Origin of the sequence: Pedosphaera parvula Ellin514 (genome assembly GCF_000172555.1) — a bacterium.
Taxonomy (GTDB): Bacteria; Verrucomicrobiota; Verrucomicrobiia; order Limisphaerales; family Pedosphaeraceae; genus Pedosphaera.
On record NZ_ABOX02000018.1, the window covers coordinates 82211 to 99712 of the forward strand.

A 17502-nucleotide genomic window follows, 5' to 3' on the forward strand; every position below is an offset into this window, starting at 1 on the left:
GTGTTTTGAATTCATCAGGCAACCAGGGTTTACTGCATGTTTAAAGGAGATATCGATTCACCTGCAACCTGTTCGGAGGAAAGGCAACTTGCTTTTGACAGCAACTGATCGCCAGTCGAATCCTTGGCAATAATACGGTTTTCAGCACTCTGGATCGCCTGATTTGGACACCAGTGAGTTCGTTAATTATTTGGCTCAGGGCGGTTTCTATTGGTGACGCATTGGCTGTGGCAGGATTTCCGAGTTGCGGAGGCATTGAACCTGAATCAAAAGGAAACTGTGGTTGCATGCGTCTTCCCGTTCTGATAATGAAAAAATCATCAAGAGTATTTTTCCGAACGGGCTTAAAATGCAAAACCGCCATTATCAGTCAAGCCGTGTCAAAGGCTTTACATTAATCGAGTTACTGGTGGTTATCGCCATAATTGCGATTTTGGCCGGCCTGCTTTTACCCGCCCTCTCCCAAGCCAAGGCTAAAGGTCAGCAAATTGCCTGCCTCAACAATATCCGCCAGTTGCAAATCGCGTGGACCATGTTCATCGACGACAACGGCGATGTGCTTCCCGAAAACAAGTCCGATGGCGCCGGCCAGTTAACTGCCAGCAGCAGGACCAACTCATGGATCATGGGAAATGCTCAAGCAAGCGCAGATCCAATGCTAATTCAAGGAGGAACGCTCTATCCCTACACCTCCAATATGAAGGTCTATCTATGTCCGGCGGACCACTCAACGGTTTACGGCACCAAAACACCACGCATTCGCAGTTTCTCGATGAATGCCTATCTGAACGGTATTCGCACTGACATTGTAACGAAGTATAGCGGCATGACTCGCGGACAATCAGGAGTGTTTGTTTTCCTGGATGAACATCAAGACAGCATTGACGATGGTTATTATCTCATTGGCCGTGACCCGGACAGCTCCTGGCCCAACCTGGCTTCCGATCGACATTCCCAAGGGGCCAACCTGTCCTTTGCTGATGGTCATTGTGAACGCTGGAAATGGCGTGCATCGAAAAAGTTTACCATTTGGTTCCAGTCCAACAGCGGTGCCCAGGATCTTCAAGATCTGCGCCGCCTGCAGGCCGCATTGCCTACTGTCAACTGACCTTGTTTTCAGGATTGGAATTTATTGACCTGATCAGTCGCGGTCTTTCAGGATTTTTGGAGTGCCCACGCTCTCTGTCGACGAATCAATTGCTTCAATCCAGGGAAACCCTTTTGTCTCTGCGCTCCTTCTTGTATATGTTGGGGCTATGCAGCGGCTGACCACGGTCATTCCGGTTTACAACGGCGAGCGATACCTGGCTGAAACTCTTCAATCAGTGGCAACCCAGTCCCGTCGCCCGGACCGACTGGTGGTGCTCGATAACTGCTCCACCGATGGAACTCGAAAGGTGGTGGAGCGGTTTAACGGCATGCCTTGCGAGTGGCGGCAGAATGAAAAGAATCTTGGACTTTTCGGCAACTGCAATCGCGCTCTTGAATTTGCCGCCGAAACGGACTTCTTGCACATTTTGCACGCAGACGACGTCCTTATACCCACATTCTACGAAACCTTGCTGAAATCTGGATCTGATATGCCTGGACGTGCACTCATATACTCCGGGTGTGATTTTATCGATGAGAACAGCCTCGCTATCGCCGCCAGCAGAGCGGATTTGCCGGAGCAACAGGCCCGACAAATCGCCGTACGAACCTTCCTGATCGGGCGGTCAGAACTTCGTCCGTTTTATTTTCCAACTGTGGTCTTAAAAACAAATCGGCAGCCCAGCCCGTGCCAATTCAGAATGGACATGCCGCAACTGGCCGATTTGGTGTTTTGGGCCGATTGGGCATCACATTGCGAGCGAATCATCGAAACTCAAGCCAGGCTGTGCCACTACCGCATTCATCAGAATAACGATACCAGCCGGAACGTTTCCAGCCTCCAAGCCTGGGTGCTGGATGAATGGAAAGCCATGCAATTGATAAAACCGCTGCTTGGGGAGAAGGGCTTGCCCAGATGGATTCGACAACAAAAGCTGAAGTGCATTCTGGCCGCCCGGGCACACGTAAAGATTAAACTTGTCCAAGGCAATTCACCTGAATTTGCGCGTCAGATACATGAGTCCGTCCGGGCCACCACCGGCCTGGCGCCCTGGTCACTGGGCAAGTTAGCGGTTGGCCTGCGTGATTTTCTTCTGTATAATCGCAAGAAATAATCTTTCTGCCCTGGTTTTTGGAAAACTGAAAAGGTGCAGTCAGCCCAAATATGAAATCAGGCAATCCGGCAAACGACCGTCAAATTACCAATGGTTATTATTTTCTTTTTTCCTTCGCGTGCCTCGTGCTCATACTCGGATTGCTTTTCCATAAGAGCTTTGAACCAGGCATAATTGTTCACTCCAATGATGGCCCACTCGGAGCCATCAGCTCAAAGTCTGCTGCTGTTCCCTATGTTTACTCTGGTTTCTGGCAGGATTTAAATTGGATCGGCGGGCCGCAGCCCAGCGCCACCCCAAGTCTGAGTGTCACTCTCGACCTGATCTTTGGCCCGTATATTTTTGCGAAGTTTTATCCTGCCATCTCCCTGCTGATCCTTGGAGTCAGTGCCTGGCTCTTTTTTAGGCAGACAAAATTGGCCCCGATGGCCTGCCTTCTTGGTGCACTCGCAGCCGCCCTCAACTCGGATTACTTTTCCATCGCCAACTGGGGCGTAGCGGCCCAACCCATTTGCGTGGCCATGAACTTTCTGGCACTGGCGGCCGTGGCGGATCTCTCCACGCATCGCTGGCCCAAGATCATTCTGGCCGGATTAGCCGTTGGCATGGGGGTCATGGAAGGTTTCGATATCGGCGCCATCTTCAGTTTGTTTGTCGCGGCCTACGTGGTATTTCAAGCGTGGAACACGGAGGAGAAAGCACCTTCAGGTAAGAAGTTAGGACAAGGCGTATTACGGGTGGCGGTGATCGGCATCTTCGCCGCCTTCATTGCAACGCAAACCTTATTCGTTCTGTACAACACTCAAATTAAAGGCGTCGTAGGCGCCGGACAGGATCCGGCAACCAAACAGGCCCAGTGGGGCGAAAAAACCCAATGGAGCCTGCCGAAAGCTGAAACATTTCAAATATTGATCCCCGGTATTTTTGGCTATCGAATGGATAGCCCCAATGGCGCCGCTTACTGGGGCACAGTTGGAAAATCGCCTTTCATCGACGAACTTGAACAAGCGGCCCCTTCGAACCCCCGGGCAGCAGCAGCCTTAAAACAAGGCGGATTGATGTGGCGCTTCTCGGGTGGTGGAATTTATGCCGGCGTCCTGGTGGTAGTGGTTTCGATCTGGGCATTCTTTCAATCGTTTCGAGGCAAAAACTCAGTTTATTCTCTACCTCAGCGAAGGATCATCTGGTTTTGGGCAATCGCTGCCTTCATCTCGCTGCTGTTGTCATTTGGACGCTTTGCTCCTTTTTACAAGCTCTTCTACGCCCTGCCTTTTGCCTCAACTATTCGTAACCCGGCCAAGTTCATCCATGTCGTTACCTGGGCAATGCTCATCATCTTCGGCTATGGCGTGCATGGGTTGTACCGTGGTTATATGCAGGATTCAGCAGGCAAAATTCAAAGCTTAAGGGCGCAGTTTAAAACCTGGTGGGCCAAGGCTCCCGCTTTTGATAAAGGCTGGCTGAAAGGGAGTGTATTTGCCATAATCGCGGCGCTTGTGGCATGGGGGATTTATGCATCCAAGAGCTCGGATCTGGAAGCCTATATTCGTAGCGTCGGATTTGATCCCGAAATTAACGGTGCTGATCCAGGCATGGCGCAGAGGCTGGCAAGCTTCAGCCTCCACAGCGTGGGTTGGTTTATTCTCTTTCTGGTATTGAGCGTCATCACGCTGGGATTCATCTTTTGTGGGCTATTCACCGGCCCACGCGCCAAGTGGGGCGGGCTTCTTTTGGGCCTGGTATTGGTCGCGGATCTCTCACGCGCTAATCTGCCGTGGATCATTCACTGGGACGTCAACCATAAGTATGCAGGCAATCCAGTCATCGACATCCTGCGAACCAAGGCTTACGAACATCGGGTAAGCCTTCTTCCTATTAGCGTTCCCGACCCGCAGGTGGACCTTTTACACAACCTCTACAAATATGAGTGGACCCAACACCTCTTTCTCTACAATAACATCCAGTCGATCGATCGGGTGCAGGAGCCCCGAGTTAGCCTGGCGAACGAAGCTTATCGGAGCACTCTTTTTGAAGACCAGGGGAGGCCAAAGCTAAACGAATTCCTCCGGGAGTGGAAGCTCACGAATACACGTTACCTGCTCGGACCGTACATGTATGGAACAAACAACATTGTTGATTATTTAAACCAGCAAATCAATCCTGGCAAAACCACCTTCAGGGTGCTGCAGCCCTTCAACGTGGTTCCCAAGCCCGGTTATCCGCAACCGAAAGGGTTAACCGATTTTACTGCCCAGACCAACGACACTGGCAGCCTTGCAATCATCGAGTTCACTGATGCATTGCCGCGGGCAAAGCTTTATTCAAACTGGCAGGTGATCACCAATGATGAAGTAACGCTGAGCACCCTGACCAACAGCGCATTTGATCCCCATCAATTGGTGCTGCTGGCGGATGCCATCCCCGCTCCTTCCCCGGCGAATACCAACCAGCCTTCCGGCACCGTGCAAATCAAGGATAATTACGAGCCCAAACGTGTGGAGTTGGCGGCTGACGTGAAGGTTCCTTCCGTGCTGTTATTGAATGATAAGTTCGATCCAGATTGGAAAGTCTGGGTGGATGGCAAACCCGCAACCATGTTGCGCAGTAATTTCATCATGCGCGGTGTTTACCTGCAGCCAGGCCAACACGAGATAGTGTTCAAGTATTTGCCACCCTTTGGAGTCTTCTATGTCAGCCTCTCCGCTGTCATCCTGGCAATCCTGTTGATCGGTTTTCTCGCGATCTCCTCGGGAAAACCGGAACCGAAGTTGGCCGCTGAAAAGAAGGCCAAGGATTCCGCCAGGTAATTCAACCTGTACAGGTTAACTTAACTGTAAACGTTTTTCGGATGCTTGGGACGACCGAGTATCCGATAAACGACAAGATCGCGTGTTTCCACCACGACCTGGCCCAATAGCCAGGCAATTGGTCCGGTGATTTTTTTCACGGCGGAGACGATCTGCCTGGAGTAATCCAATTTTTGCTGTTCCTTGAAACGTTTGGCTTTGATGCCGGAACGCACCGCGAACAACCCCTTCAATTTAAACCACCTTACCGAACCGGCTTTCTGTCCGCGGAATCCCTCCACCATTTGCATCACCTGCCATTCGTCCAGAACCAGGGTTTGCAGGCCGGGCACATAAGCGGTGGTTGTGTTGTCTCCATGCCAGCGATACTTGGAAAGCGGAAGATTGATCTTCACAATTTTTTTGCAGTGACGCCCCCAATCAGGCCAATAAACCATGTCGGCCAGAATGGGCATATCCAGGCGGAATTGACACGGCGCTTTTTGATAATGGCTCTTCAGCAAGGTGCCGCTGAACGCCTGATTTCCGATCTCCGCCTTTTGCTTGAGATAATCATCCACCGCCTGGATGGTCACAGTACCGTCTGCCTTGCCGGAGATGCTCAGGTGCTTATTGTTTTCATCGATGCGCTCGTCGAGGCAGTAGCCCATGCCGAAACCATCACAGTCCTCCAGATTCCTGACCATCATCTCATAATACTCAGGAACGATCAGGTCATCAGCATGGAGGATGTGCAGGTAATCGGTTTCTTCACAAAATTCCAGGGCTCGATTGCAATTTCCAAAAAGCCCCAGGTTCGTCGCATTCCGTTGCCATTCGCATTTGATGCCAGTGAACTCCTTGACGATCTTTTCCGTGCCATCAGTCGAACAGTTGTCGATGACAATCACCCGGTCCGGTTTCAACCTCTGGGCCGCCACCGATTCCAAGGTCTGCAGGATAAACTTCTCCCCGTTAAAAACTGGAATTACTGTGATGATCTTCGACTTTGCCATGAGTGGAGAAAATAGGGTTACAACCGACGCTCTACAAGCCCGTAGGATGGTCCAGAAAAACCCAGGGCACACTAAACTTTTTGGATAACTCAGCCGCGAGTGCCTTCACGCCAAATGTTTCCGTCGCATAATGTCCTCCATAGAGAACATTGATCCCCTCCTCTTCTGCCAGTGCGTAGGTCCAGTGCTGTCCTTCACCCGTGATAAACGTATCCACCCCTTCGGCAGCAGCTTGCTTGAGATAACTTCCCGCGCCGCCGGTTACCACGCCGATTTTTTTACAAACCGCCGGTCCGCCCGGAAGAACGGTCACTTTCCCACCCACAACCGCTTGCAAACGTTTGACCAGGTCTGCACGCGAAATTTTTTGGGTGGTTTCCAATCCGGAGCATTGCCCTTTTTGCATCAAAAAAGGTGTAAGCTTCTTGAAGCCAAGGGCCTTGCATAACTGAGCATTGTTTCCAAGTTGAGGATGGAAATCGAGAGGCAGGTGGGAACTATAGATCGCGAGATTGTTATCCATCAGCAAACGAAGCATTTCGCGACGTTTGCCAGTCCAGGGATGAGTGGGCGCCCAAAACAGTCCGTGGTGGACGATCAACAAATCTGCCTGTGCGGCAATGGCCAGTTTGATGGTGGCAAGGCTCGCATCCACTGTGGCGGCAACCCGCGTCACCTTGCCATCATTCTCCACCTGCAACCCGTTCACCGCGCCATCATAGTCCTTTATTTCGTCGGTGCGCAACGTGCGCTCGCAATATTCAACGATCGCGGAGAGAGATGCCTTTGCCATATGCCCCCATGGAAGCAAAGCGGACGCCGCTTGTAAAATCCGAACATTCTCAGTCGCAGGAGACAAAATGCTTTTAAAGCACTAAATTTTTTTGAATCGTTCTATTGAATTCTGGCCACATAATCCTATAGTGCGCTGGTTTGAAGTATAAAAATGAGTAATCCGATTGACCCCGCTCAACCCTGGGACCTCCAGACCGCTCGCAGCTTGTACAACATCAATCGCTGGGGCGCGAAGTATTTTGATATCAACGAAGCCGGTCATGTGGTGGCCACGCCGCTGCAGGAAGCCGGCGCTTCGGTGGACATCACCGACGTGATCGAGGAGGCCAAGGGACGCGGTCTGAAGTTTCCCGTGCTCATCCGGTTCCAGGACATCCTGCGTAATCGGGTGGAGTCAATCAACACCGCGTTTCGCAACTCCATCACCGAGTTCAACTACCAAGGTTCCTACCGCGGCGTCTTCCCGATCAAGGTGAACCAGCTCCGCGAAGTCGTGGAGGAAATCCTCGAGGCTGGCAAGCCGTTCAACTTCGGCCTCGAAGTAGGCAGCAAACCGGAACTGTTCGCCGGACTGGCCCTGCAAAATCAAATCGGGTCACTCATTATTTGTAATGGCTATAAGGATGCCGGCTTCATCAAAATGGCCATCCTTGGCCAGAAGCTGGGCAAGAAGGTCATCATGGTGGTGGAGAAGTTGGAAGAACTTCGCCAGATCATCACCATCTCGAAACAACTCGGGGTGGAACCTTCCGTGGGTATCCGCGCCCGATTGCATAGCAAAGGGGCGGGCAAATGGGCGGAAAGCGGCGGTGAAAATGCCAAGTTCGGCCTGAGCACCTCTGAACTCCTGGCGGCCACGGAAATGCTGAAAAGCGAAGGCTTGGGCCAATGCTTCAAGTTACTGCATTTCCACATTGGCTCCCAGGTTCCGGATATTCTCACTGTCAAGAAAGCCGTTCAGGAAGCTTCCCGCTTTTACGCCAAGCTGTTCAAGATGGGTTTCAACATTGAATACATGGACGTCGGCGGTGGCCTGGGCGTGGATTATGACGGCAGCCGTTCCGCCTTTGATAGCTCCACCAACTACACTTTGCAGGAATACACCAACGACATCGTCTACTATGTCGGGGACGTGTGTAACGCTGAGAAGGTCCCCCACCCGCATATCATCAGCGAAAGCGGCCGGGCAATCGTTGCCCATCATAGCATGTTGGTCGTGGAAGTCTTTGGAGCCATCGAAAAAATCCGCTCCGGGAACGGGATTCATTATACGGAAAACGAACATCCTCTCGTAAAAGAGTTGCTCGATATTCGCAAAAACATTTCCAAACTGAACAAGCTCGAAGCGTATCACGATGCCTTGGAACGCAAGGATGACGCTCATCACATGTTCACGTTGGGCATGCTGGAATTGCCTGACAAAGCCAAGATCGAAAATCTCTATTGGGATATCGGGCAGGAAGTGGTCCAAAGCTTCAAGGGCCAGGCTTATATCCCCGAGGAAATCGTCAAACTCGAAGACAGCCTGGGTGATCAGTATCTCTGCAACTTCTCGGTCTTCCAATCCCTGCTGGATCATTGGGCTCTGGGGCAATTATTCCCCATCATGCCCTTGAGCAAGCTGAATGAACGTCCCACCCGTGAAGGAACTTTGGTGGATATCACCTGCGATTCCGACGGTCAGATAAACAAGTTCATTGATCTCCGCGACGTCCGTGACACCCTGCCGCTTCACAAGTTGGGCACCAACGGAAACGGCCAGCAGGAACCTTATTATATTGGCATCTTCCTGATGGGCGCCTATCAGGACATCATGGGCGACCTGCACAACCTGTTCGGCCGCGTAAACGAAGTCCACGTCTTCCTCGATCCGGATGAGCCGGCTGGTTATTACGTCGAGGAGATCATCGAAGGCACCACCATCGGCCAGGCACTCGCCTCGGTCCAGTATGATGAAAATGAATTGAAGCGCCGAATGAAGGCTCAAATTGACGAGGCCATCAAATCCGACCGCATGAAACCCTCGGAGGCGATGCGGTTGCTCGATGATTACGAGCGCGGTCTGAAGGATTATACTTACCTAACTTTTTAGCCTGAATTCATCCACTCAAAACTGGCTGCCAACCGCAATGCCCGAAACACCACCCAATGCCGACTTGTTACGCTCGCTGGGCCGGTTGGTGCGAGGACTTTCAGCCCTTTTTTGGGGTTTGCCGGTGGCTCTCCTCGTGTGTGTGGAAACCGCCAAAACCGAAGTGCTCAGGAGCTTCGGAATTTTCCCCTGCGTCGTAGTCACTGGCTGGCTGCTCTTTGGTCTTTGGCAGCTCGGTTACTTCCAAAAGCAGGAGCGCATCTGGCATAGCGCCCTGGACCGCGCCAAACTCCTGGCAATGATCAATTTTGGACTGAGTCCTTTTTTGCACTGGTGGAATCAGGTGCCGAACATACCTTTTTTTACGGCCATGGTAGGGGTTTTTGCAGTTTCCGGACTGCTCTTCCTTAGTAATCTGAACCTGGTCTTGCATCGCCTCAGCGCCATGCTTCCCGACGAAGGTCTGCGCCAGGAAACCAGATATTTCACAACTCTGAATCGCTACTTGATACTCGGCATCTTGACCGTTGGCGCTGTGCTCTTCCTGCTCCTGCGCTTTCCGAATTTGCTGCCTTACCAGCTCAACTTTCTCCTCATCATGGGGCCGGGAATTTTGTGGCTCATGATCTTCCTGGTGCTTCTCCCATTGGCCATGACCATGGCGCTTATCTGGAAGACCAAGGAAGTCATCCTGGACAGTGTTTTCGGCCAGGGCCACTGAACCAGGTCAGTTTATCTTCTCGGCCACCTCGAAACGGAACATCCGCTTCTTCATCCAGCGCACAGCCAACAAATCATAAAACGAGGCAAACAACCGATTCCAAACTCCATAATTACTTTTGCCGGCGAATCGCGGGTTGTTGCTCACCGCTATCTCAGTCACGGTGTGACCTTCGATTTTGAATAGCGTCGGCAGAAAACGGTGCATGCCTTTGAAAAACTTCAAATTGCCGATGCATTCGCGCTTAAACGCACGATAGGTGCAACCGGCATCGCTGATTTTTTCGCCCGACAATTTATTGCGCACGCTGTTGGCGATCCGTGACGAAATAATGCGAACGATGTTGTCCCCCTGTCCGCGCGATTCCACACGGGTTCCACAAACGCAATCGCAGCTCTTCAATGCTTCGATGAACTTCGGCAGATCACGGGGATCATTCTGCAGGTCGGCATCCAGCGTCACCAGATATTGGCCACGCGCTGCTTTTAGCCCGGCCCAACTCGCGGCCGATTCACCACAATTGAAAACGAATCGCTGCACGCGAATCCGCGGGTCTTTCGCGGCCAGGTCTTTGAGAATGTTCCAGGAATTATCCTTGCTGCAATCATCGGTAATCACAACCTCGTAAGGCAGGTTCAAAGGGTCAACGGCCTCGCGGATCGCTGCGATTAAATGCCGCAGATTCCCCTCCTCATTGTAGCAAGGGATGACGAGACTCAAAATAGGTGCTGGATCGCTCATGAGCTTTGCTTACGACTTCCGGAAACTCGCTATTTTCGTCCGTGGAACTCTGCAATCGCATCGCACACTTTGTCGGCATCCTCCACTGGCATTTCGCCGTGGACTGGCAGTGACAATATTTCTTTCACTGCGGCCTCTGTCTTCGGCAAGCTCGGAATGTTGCTGAACTTCGAGGTGACTGCTGGCTGTTGGTGGTTCGGTACCGGATAATGAATGCCGGTCTCGATTCCTTTTTCCTTCAAAAACTTTTGCAACTCATCGCGTTTCTGCACGCGGATCACGTACATGTGATAAACCGCCTTCGCCCACGGCATTTCCTTGGGGGTGACTACGAGTCCTTTGAGGCGTTGATTGTAGCGGGCGGCCACGGCGCGGCGTTGGTCATTGAAACCGTCCAGATGTTTCAGCATGACCCGTCCAATTGCGCCTTGGATCTCATTGAAGCGCACATTAAAGCCGGTGAATTCGTGCAGGTACTTATCCTTGCGACCGTGATTGCGGAGCATCCGCACTTTCTCGGCGAGTGCGTCGTCATTGGTCGTCAAACAACCGCCGTCGCCGAGCACGGTCAGATTCTTGGAAGGGAAGAAAGAGTAAGCGCCGAAATTGCCCATGGAACCGACGGTTTTGCCGTTGTATTTGGCACCCTGTGCCTGGGCGCAATCTTCAATTACCCAAAGCTTATGCTTCGACGCAATCGCCAGGATGCGGTCCACGTTCACCGGATGACCGTAGAGATGAACTGGAATGATGCCAACTGTTCGGGGTGTGATCGCAGCCTCCACTTGGTCCACATCCATGCAAAACGTGTCATCGATATCGACGAACACCGGTTTGGCTCCGCAATGGATGAGCGGCTCCATGGTGGGAAACGCGGTGTGCGACGGAACGATGATTTCATCGCCTGGCTTTACTTCCTGCGCCAGATGGAGCATATAAACGATCATCGTCCAGGAGGAACCAAGGATGCAATGTTTGGTGCCGGTGTGCGCAGCGATTTCTTCCTCAAAGGCTTTGCACTCTTTGCCCAAAATGTACTGTCCGGATTCCAACGCGCGAATGGCAGCGTTGCGGACTTCATCATTTACAAAACATTTCGAAAGCGGAATTTTTTGCATATTTGTTTTCCATCCGCGAATTACGCGAATTACGCGAATTTAAGTTTGATTTAATGTCTAGGCCAACAAAATTTGGGATTGAGGCGGTTCAGTTTTCATTAGCGTCTTTTCGCGAAATTCGCGGATGAACCTATGGTAGTGTCACGGTTCGGCCAGTCTTCGCTGATTCCTGAGCGGCTTCGAGGATGCGCACGGATTCGTAACCGGCCCAACCATCGGCCAGCGGCGCTTTACGGGTTTGGATGGAATCAATAAATGCCTGGAGTTCGGCTTTTAGCGGTTCCTCCGCTTTCGTCTCGATGACTTGAGAAGCTCCTTCCACGGCTTTGAACTCGTTGCCTTCCTTTACGTGCTTGTTCGCGAAGGTTTTGATTTTATCCTTGGGCGCGTTCAAATCGCAGAGGGCGCTCAGCTCGCTGCCCATGACGCTCACTTCGCGGTATTTGCCGGGCAAAAAGTAGTTGGTCTCGATGGTCGCCCAGGTCAAGCCCTTATCCGTTTCATATTCGAGCGACAGGAAGCACGCATCGTCCTTATCCCCGCGCCCGAGGAAATCCTGCAGGATGGCGTGGACCCGTTTCGGCGTTTTGCCGAGGAAATAGTTAAAGAGATCCACGAAATGAATCGCATCGGCGAACATCATGCCGCTGTCGTTGCGCGGGCGTTTGAAGCCGCTGAAATTGCTGCGCAACATTTGCACACGGCCAAACTGTCCCGACCGAATGGCGTTCTTAAGCCATTGCGAGGCGGGGTCGAAGCGGAAAATGTGTCCGACTTGGAGGATGCGTTTATTCTTCTCCGCGAGTTCGGTCAATTCCTTCGCTTCCTTCGAGGTCAGCGTAATCGGTTTCTCAACGAATACGTCCTTGCCGGCCTCAAGGAATTCTTTGCACAACGGAAAGTGGGTTTGCGCGGGCGTGACCACTACGGCCCCATCCACCTTGGATAGGAAATCCTTGTAGTTCGTGGTGAGACGTGCTTCGGGCAAGCCCAACTTGCGGGCGGGATCGAGTAATTTCGCATCTCGCTCGGCTACGTATAATTCAATCGGCAGCGCGTTTAAATTGCGCAAATGATTTGCACCCCAGCGGCCCAGACCCAACAATAAAATTTTGGTCATGTTCTTCGTTGCGGCGCGCAGGACCTCATTATCAAAGACCTGTGTGGATGAGCAAACAGGCGGGCCAAAGCACCAGCATGGCTTATTTTGAGGAAATCAAAAAAGCCAGCAAGCCAAAATGTCCAAGCCAGAGGTATCTCAATGCCGCCGCAAATCCGGGGGAACCACTTGGGTTTGTGATTTGGTGAAATTCCAAAATCCTACCGCGCCCATACATGCGTCCTGAGCCAAATAGACGAATTACCAGAGACACAAAATAAACTACCCGCATTGGAATCAGGCAATGCGGGTAGTTTAAAAATGTATGAACTCCCTGTCGAGAGAAATTGAGTGATGGCAAAATTCTGGAATACAGCCCGTTCAAATGCATCCCGCGCCGCCAAAAATGGCGAGGCTTAATCCTTTACTGCCTCAACATGCCAATCGAAGAAGAGGTTGTTCCGCACTTTCCCGTGGGCTTTATTGGCGGGAATAAAAGTGTAATACTGGGCGAGGCTGATGGCATTCATCTGGTCGGCATCGACCATGGCCCATGAAGTGGTGGGACTGCGAATCTCGTGTAATCTCTTGGGCGGCTCATTCGTGGTCTGTCCGTTGCTGTTCGGCAGGCTCTTGTAGGGATAGCCAAAGGGACGCGTCACGACATCATCCTTAATATTTGTCACGGTGATGCTGATGATATAGCTCAACGGCTGGCGCAAGGTCGTGGAAAGGTTTCCCGAGAGTGACATTTTGGTGAGCGCGGCTGACTCCGGACAGGTGGCCACCTCTACTCCTTTTATCGTGGAGCTGGGAGCAGGTTGCCCCAAGTAGGTAGCAAGATACCGTAGCAGAAAAAGTTCCTCGTTGTCGTCATAAACCGGATAAAAGCCCTGCCACGCCGGGCCAGGCAGATAATCATTGTGATCATCCGCGTAGAGTTGCATGCCGGCGGCGAGTTGCTTGAGGTTGCTGGCGCACTTGATGCGGCGGGCGGTTTTTTTGGCGCTGGCGAGCGTGGGCAACAGCAAGGCAGCGAGGATGCCGATGATCGCAATCACCACCAGCAGTTCAATGAGGGTAAAGGCACGACACTTCTTTACCACGTTTGTTTGAGCGGAAGAATTCATATCCTTTAATGTCTAACCAGCCACGGAATACGATATCTGTCAGCGGAGGGCAAGAGAAATGCGGTTTAACCACGGATGAAGCCAACAGTTGCCTTTATCTTAGTCTGTTTATGGGCTACTCCCGCCCGAGGCCCAACGGGTCGGCCTTATCTTAGCCCAGACCACCGGTCTGGGTAACTGCCCAAAATAAGATTGTAAGGCCTGAAGGGCCGGTTTAGAAACCCATTACATTCCTATACTTCGAAATCCTGGCCTGATCAAAACGGTTCAATCCCAGACATACCGTTCGTCGTAGGGGACCTGATAACGTTCCAGGAATTTTCTGTATTCTTCCTGGAAGGTCATTTTGCGGTGATGCTCGGATTGGTTGGTGATGTATTTGATCACGTCATCAGCCTGGGAGCTGCCGATGGAAAAGGAGCCGTAGCCCAGTTGCCAGTGAAAATGGGATAGTGCGGGTGATTTGGTTTTCAGCCATTTGGAGGAGGTCGTTTTGATGTGTTCGACGGTTTCGGCAATGGAGAGTGTGCGGGAAAGTCCGAAGAGGAGATGCAGGTGATCCGTGTGGCCCCCGACCTGGAGTGCGGGGCAACCCATATCGCGGAGCACCGTTGCCGCGTAGGGATAAAGTTGGATTGAGATTTCCGGAGTAAGAACGGGGGAACGGTCTTTGGTGCTGAATATGAGATGCACGAGGATGCGTGAGAGGGATTGTGGCATGGGTGGTAGTTAAGCCGGCCCTTCAGGCCTTGCAATGTTTTTTGGCTGTTACCCAGACCGATGGTCTGGGCTAAGATAAAGCCGGCCCGTTGGGCCTGGGAAATGACCTGCGACCTTCTCATTGTTACAACCTCCATTTCCCAATGCTGGATAATATTTACTGCCATTCCTCGCACCAACCCCCACGTCCGAACACGCACCACGCAATACGCAACATTACGCCTAATTCAACAAATTATACCAATTATCCCGTTGATGCGCCTCGTAACCGAGATCGGTAATTAACCGCTTCATGTCGGCCACGCCCATGCGGAAGGTGGTGCCAGCCTGGCTGACGACGTTTTCCTCTATCATGATACTGCCCAAATCATTCGCGCCGTACTTCAGGGCGATCTGGCCAATCTCCTGTCCCTGGGTAACCCATGAGCTTTGGATGTTCGGCACGTTATCGAGGTAAATCCGGCTGAGCGCCTGCATGCGGAGATATTCGTGGGCGCCGACGGTGGTAGCCTTCAACATTGTATGTTCCGCCTGGAAGGTCCACGCGATGAAGGCAGTGAACCCCTTGGTCTTGTCCTGTTGAGCGCGGACGCGTTCGAGATGTTCGATGCGTTCTTCCACGGTCTCGACATGGCCGAACATCATGGTCGCGGTCGAAGCCAGACCCAATTTATGCGCCACATCCATCACGCTCATCCAATCATCGCTCATCGCTTTGAGTGGCGAAATCCGTTTGCGCACGCGATCGACCAGAATTTCTCCGCCACCGCCGGGAATGGAGCCCAGGCCGGCTTTCACGAATTGCGAAATGATTTCCTCCAGCGGCAGATTGAACACTTCGCGGAAATGAATGAATTCGCTCGGGCTGAATCCGTGGATGTTGATCTGCGGGAACTTGGTCTTGATATGCGAAAGCAAATCGAGATACCACTGCAGGCTGAGCTTGGGATGATGCCCGCCCTGCATCAAAATCTGGGTGCCACCCAGCGCGATGGTTTCCTCGATCTTCTTATCCATCTCCTCGTGCGTGATGACATATGAATCATCCTCCTTCTCCGTCCGATAGAATGCGCAGAACTTGCAATACACATTGCAGACGTTCGTGTAATTCACATTGCGATCGACGATGTAAGTGACGATCTTGTTCCCGTGACCATTATAAGCCGGCGCCTTGATCAACTGGCGTCGCCGATCGGACAACGCCCCCAACTCTTCTAGGGGCAAATGATACAGCCGCAACGCCTCAACCGCGGTCACCCGCTGACCATCCCAAACCCGCTGCAGCAATTCATCCAATGACGCATCGTAGATCACGTCTTTAGATTAGCGGATTTTGGACGTGAAACAAGGGGATTGGCGGAGGCCTCGAGTAAATGACTCAATCAATAGCCAACCCGCCATTTCCATATCGGGTTATTTCCCCAATAGCTTTGAGTTACTTACAGGTTATGTTTCTTTGTAAAAGATTATAATCGTAAAGGTCAGCTTCGGGGGAGGCTGGCCTTTTTTGCCAGATATATGCCGACTTCTTAAAATCATCCGCAACCCATCATAAGATGGTGGTTGATTAGTTCTGGCCGGTCCTGGAAGCAGGGCTGGCCCTTTCTTTGTCATCAAATTTGGTGACTACCAAAGTCCGGGGGACTGGATAGCCTTTGTTCGCCTACGGGCAGTCTCCGGCATCGTTATAAGTGCTTTTCAGCCTACGAACCGGAGACTTTCCCCTTATGAACGAACGGCGGTGGCGGCGCTGGTTTAACCGAATGAGGTAGAGCCAGCGGACGCTTTCGTGGATACTTCATCGTAAGCCGGTTGGGAAACCGGCGCTCCGGCACCTCTTGGTCTGCCAACCAGGTCTGATTTGAGGTGTATTTTTCCCAGCTTTTTGGGAGGGTATGGGCACTATGCGCGTATTGATCATGACGGACATGGAAGGGGTGAGCGGGATTGTCGTTTGGGAACAGGTAGAAGGGGGCAAACCGTTGTATGAGGAATGTCGCCGACTCTATACCGAGGAGATCAATGCCGCGGTGCGTGGCGCGAAGGCGGCGGGTGCGACCGAGATTGTGGTGGTCGATTGCCATGGTGCGGGCGGTGGTTGGACCTTCAACTCGCTTGTCCCAGAATTGCTCGATCCGGCTTGTGAATGGGTGAATCATCATCCGTGGGGACGCTATACGGAACTGCTCGAAAAAGGTTGCGACGCCGCGCTCTTTGTCGGCATGCATGCCCGTGCCGGAACTCCTGACGGGGTGCTTTGCCACACGATTTCCTCGACGACGTGGCGCAATTTATATTTCAACGATTTTCCAGTTGGGGAAACCGGCATCAATGCGGCTGTGTGCGGTCATTACAATTGTCCCGTGCTGCTGGTTACTGGCGATGAAGCGACCTGTCGCGAGGCGAAGGAGCTTTTGGGCGAAGGAGTCACCACCGTAGCGGTGAAGAAGGGGCTTTCACGTTTTTCCGCACGTAACATTCCGCCGGTGCGCGCCCGTCAGATGATCGAAGACGGTGCCCGCGAGGCTTTGAAAAATTTGAAAGCGGTCAAGCCTTACAAACCGAAGTCACCTTGCACGATCACGATTGATCTTCCCACGGTGGACAGGGCCGGTGAATTTCGCGGGCGTCATGGCGTGACGATTCCCGATCCGTTGAAAGTGGTGAGCAAGGGAAAGAACTGGATGGAAGCGTGGAATCAGATCTGGCATTGGCGGGTTTGAGGAAAAATTCCCGATGCAGTTGTCGGTGTAAATGCAACTTTCCTCGCCCTGCCCTCACTGATTTCAAAGGTGAATTCCGTTTCGGGTTGAGTATGTTGAGCCGCCTAGAAATCGTGGGCCGAAGTGGGGTCTGCTGACGTTTTAGCGTGCAAATTTTTGGGAGTACGTGGGAATTCCGCCTTATCCTAACCAGAATTCGGACTAGCGTTCGCGTTTAATGCATCGTTTCGATTAGAAACTGCCTTAGTTTTACTAAGTGAGAAATACATGAAAATATATATTGACTCAGTATGCTTTTCACATTAAAAGAGAGCCGCATATAAAACAATGATTTAAAATATAGGTAGGGTTTATTGG

General features: G+C 52.0%; 14 protein-coding genes. 6 read left to right on the forward strand and 8 right to left on the reverse strand.

Going from position 1 to position 17502, the window contains the following annotated elements; all coding sequences use genetic code 11:
- Positions 1 to 349: 349 nt before the first annotated feature.
- From CFLAV_RS15405 to CFLAV_RS15415, 3 genes are all read left to right on the forward strand, one after another.
- Complete coding sequence (locus CFLAV_RS15405; RefSeq protein WP_007415691.1) at positions 350 to 1108, forward strand: prepilin-type N-terminal cleavage/methylation domain-containing protein; 759 nt, start codon at positions 350 to 352, stop codon at positions 1106 to 1108.
- Positions 1109 to 1256: 148 nt separating this feature from the next.
- Positions 1257 to 2204 (forward strand): glycosyltransferase family 2 protein, encoded by a 948-nt coding sequence (locus CFLAV_RS15410; RefSeq protein ID WP_007415692.1) that lies wholly within the window; start codon positions 1257 to 1259, stop codon positions 2202 to 2204.
- Positions 2205 to 2254: 50 nt separating this feature from the next.
- Positions 2255 to 5011: a YfhO family protein gene (locus CFLAV_RS15415; RefSeq protein ID WP_007415693.1), complete on the forward strand. Its 2757-nt coding sequence runs from the start codon at positions 2255 to 2257 to the stop codon at positions 5009 to 5011.
- A 20-nt stretch (positions 5012 to 5031) separates the two neighbouring features.
- Here the strand turns inward: CFLAV_RS15415 and CFLAV_RS15420 are convergent, their stop codons facing one another.
- Together CFLAV_RS15420 and CFLAV_RS15425 are read right to left on the reverse strand one after the other, a co-directional pair.
- Positions 5032 to 6006 (reverse strand): glycosyltransferase family 2 protein, encoded by a 975-nt coding sequence (locus CFLAV_RS15420; RefSeq protein WP_007415694.1) that lies wholly within the window; start codon positions 6004 to 6006, stop codon positions 5032 to 5034.
- 31 nt (positions 6007 to 6037) lie between these two features.
- Positions 6038 to 6799: a Nif3-like dinuclear metal center hexameric protein gene (locus CFLAV_RS15425; RefSeq protein WP_007415695.1), complete on the reverse strand. Its 762-nt coding sequence runs from the start codon at positions 6797 to 6799 to the stop codon at positions 6038 to 6040.
- Between the two features lie 153 nt (positions 6800 to 6952).
- Between CFLAV_RS15425 and speA the strand changes: the two genes are divergently transcribed.
- A complete protein-coding gene (gene speA / locus CFLAV_RS15430) occupies positions 6953 to 8893 on the forward strand; it encodes a biosynthetic arginine decarboxylase (RefSeq protein ID WP_007415696.1) in 1941 nt (646 codons plus the stop codon).
- Between the two features lie 37 nt (positions 8894 to 8930).
- Positions 8931 to 9614, forward strand: coding sequence for a hypothetical protein (locus CFLAV_RS15435; RefSeq protein WP_007415697.1), 684 nt, complete (start codon positions 8931 to 8933; stop codon positions 9612 to 9614).
- A 6-nt stretch (positions 9615 to 9620) separates the two neighbouring features.
- Here CFLAV_RS15435 and CFLAV_RS15440 read toward each other — a convergent pair whose 3' ends face one another.
- The 6 genes from CFLAV_RS15440 to mqnC all read right to left on the reverse strand — a co-directional run bounded on the left by CFLAV_RS15440 (position 9621) and on the right by mqnC (position 15736).
- Complete coding sequence (locus CFLAV_RS15440) at positions 9621 to 10355, reverse strand: glycosyltransferase family 2 protein (RefSeq protein WP_007415698.1); 735 nt, start codon at positions 10353 to 10355, stop codon at positions 9621 to 9623.
- 29 nt (positions 10356 to 10384) lie between these two features.
- Positions 10385 to 11473 carry a DegT/DnrJ/EryC1/StrS family aminotransferase gene (locus CFLAV_RS15445; RefSeq protein ID WP_007415699.1) on the reverse strand — a complete coding sequence of 363 codons (1089 nt, stop codon included), beginning with the start codon at positions 11471 to 11473 and terminating at the stop codon, positions 10385 to 10387.
- 130 nt (positions 11474 to 11603) lie between these two features.
- Positions 11604 to 12593 carry a Gfo/Idh/MocA family protein gene (locus CFLAV_RS15450; protein ID WP_007415700.1) on the reverse strand — a complete coding sequence of 330 codons (990 nt, stop codon included), beginning with the start codon at positions 12591 to 12593 and terminating at the stop codon, positions 11604 to 11606.
- Between the two features lie 395 nt (positions 12594 to 12988).
- A complete protein-coding gene (locus CFLAV_RS32390) occupies positions 12989 to 13702 on the reverse strand; it encodes a prepilin-type N-terminal cleavage/methylation domain-containing protein (protein WP_007415702.1) in 714 nt (237 codons plus the stop codon).
- A 267-nt stretch (positions 13703 to 13969) separates the two neighbouring features.
- Positions 13970 to 14422 carry an IS200/IS605 family transposase gene (gene tnpA, locus CFLAV_RS15460; protein ID WP_007415703.1) on the reverse strand — a complete coding sequence of 151 codons (453 nt, stop codon included), beginning with the start codon at positions 14420 to 14422 and terminating at the stop codon, positions 13970 to 13972.
- Between the two features lie 222 nt (positions 14423 to 14644).
- Entirely contained in the window at positions 14645 to 15736 is a 1092-nt protein-coding gene (gene mqnC, locus CFLAV_RS15465; RefSeq protein WP_007415704.1) for a cyclic dehypoxanthinyl futalosine synthase, read from the reverse strand.
- Positions 15737 to 16326: 590 nt separating this feature from the next.
- Here mqnC and CFLAV_RS15470 point away from each other — a divergent pair.
- Positions 16327 to 17145 carry a M55 family metallopeptidase gene (locus CFLAV_RS15470; RefSeq protein ID WP_007415705.1) on the forward strand — a complete coding sequence of 273 codons (819 nt, stop codon included), beginning with the start codon at positions 16327 to 16329 and terminating at the stop codon, positions 17143 to 17145.
- Positions 17146 to 17502: the final 357 nt, after the last annotated feature.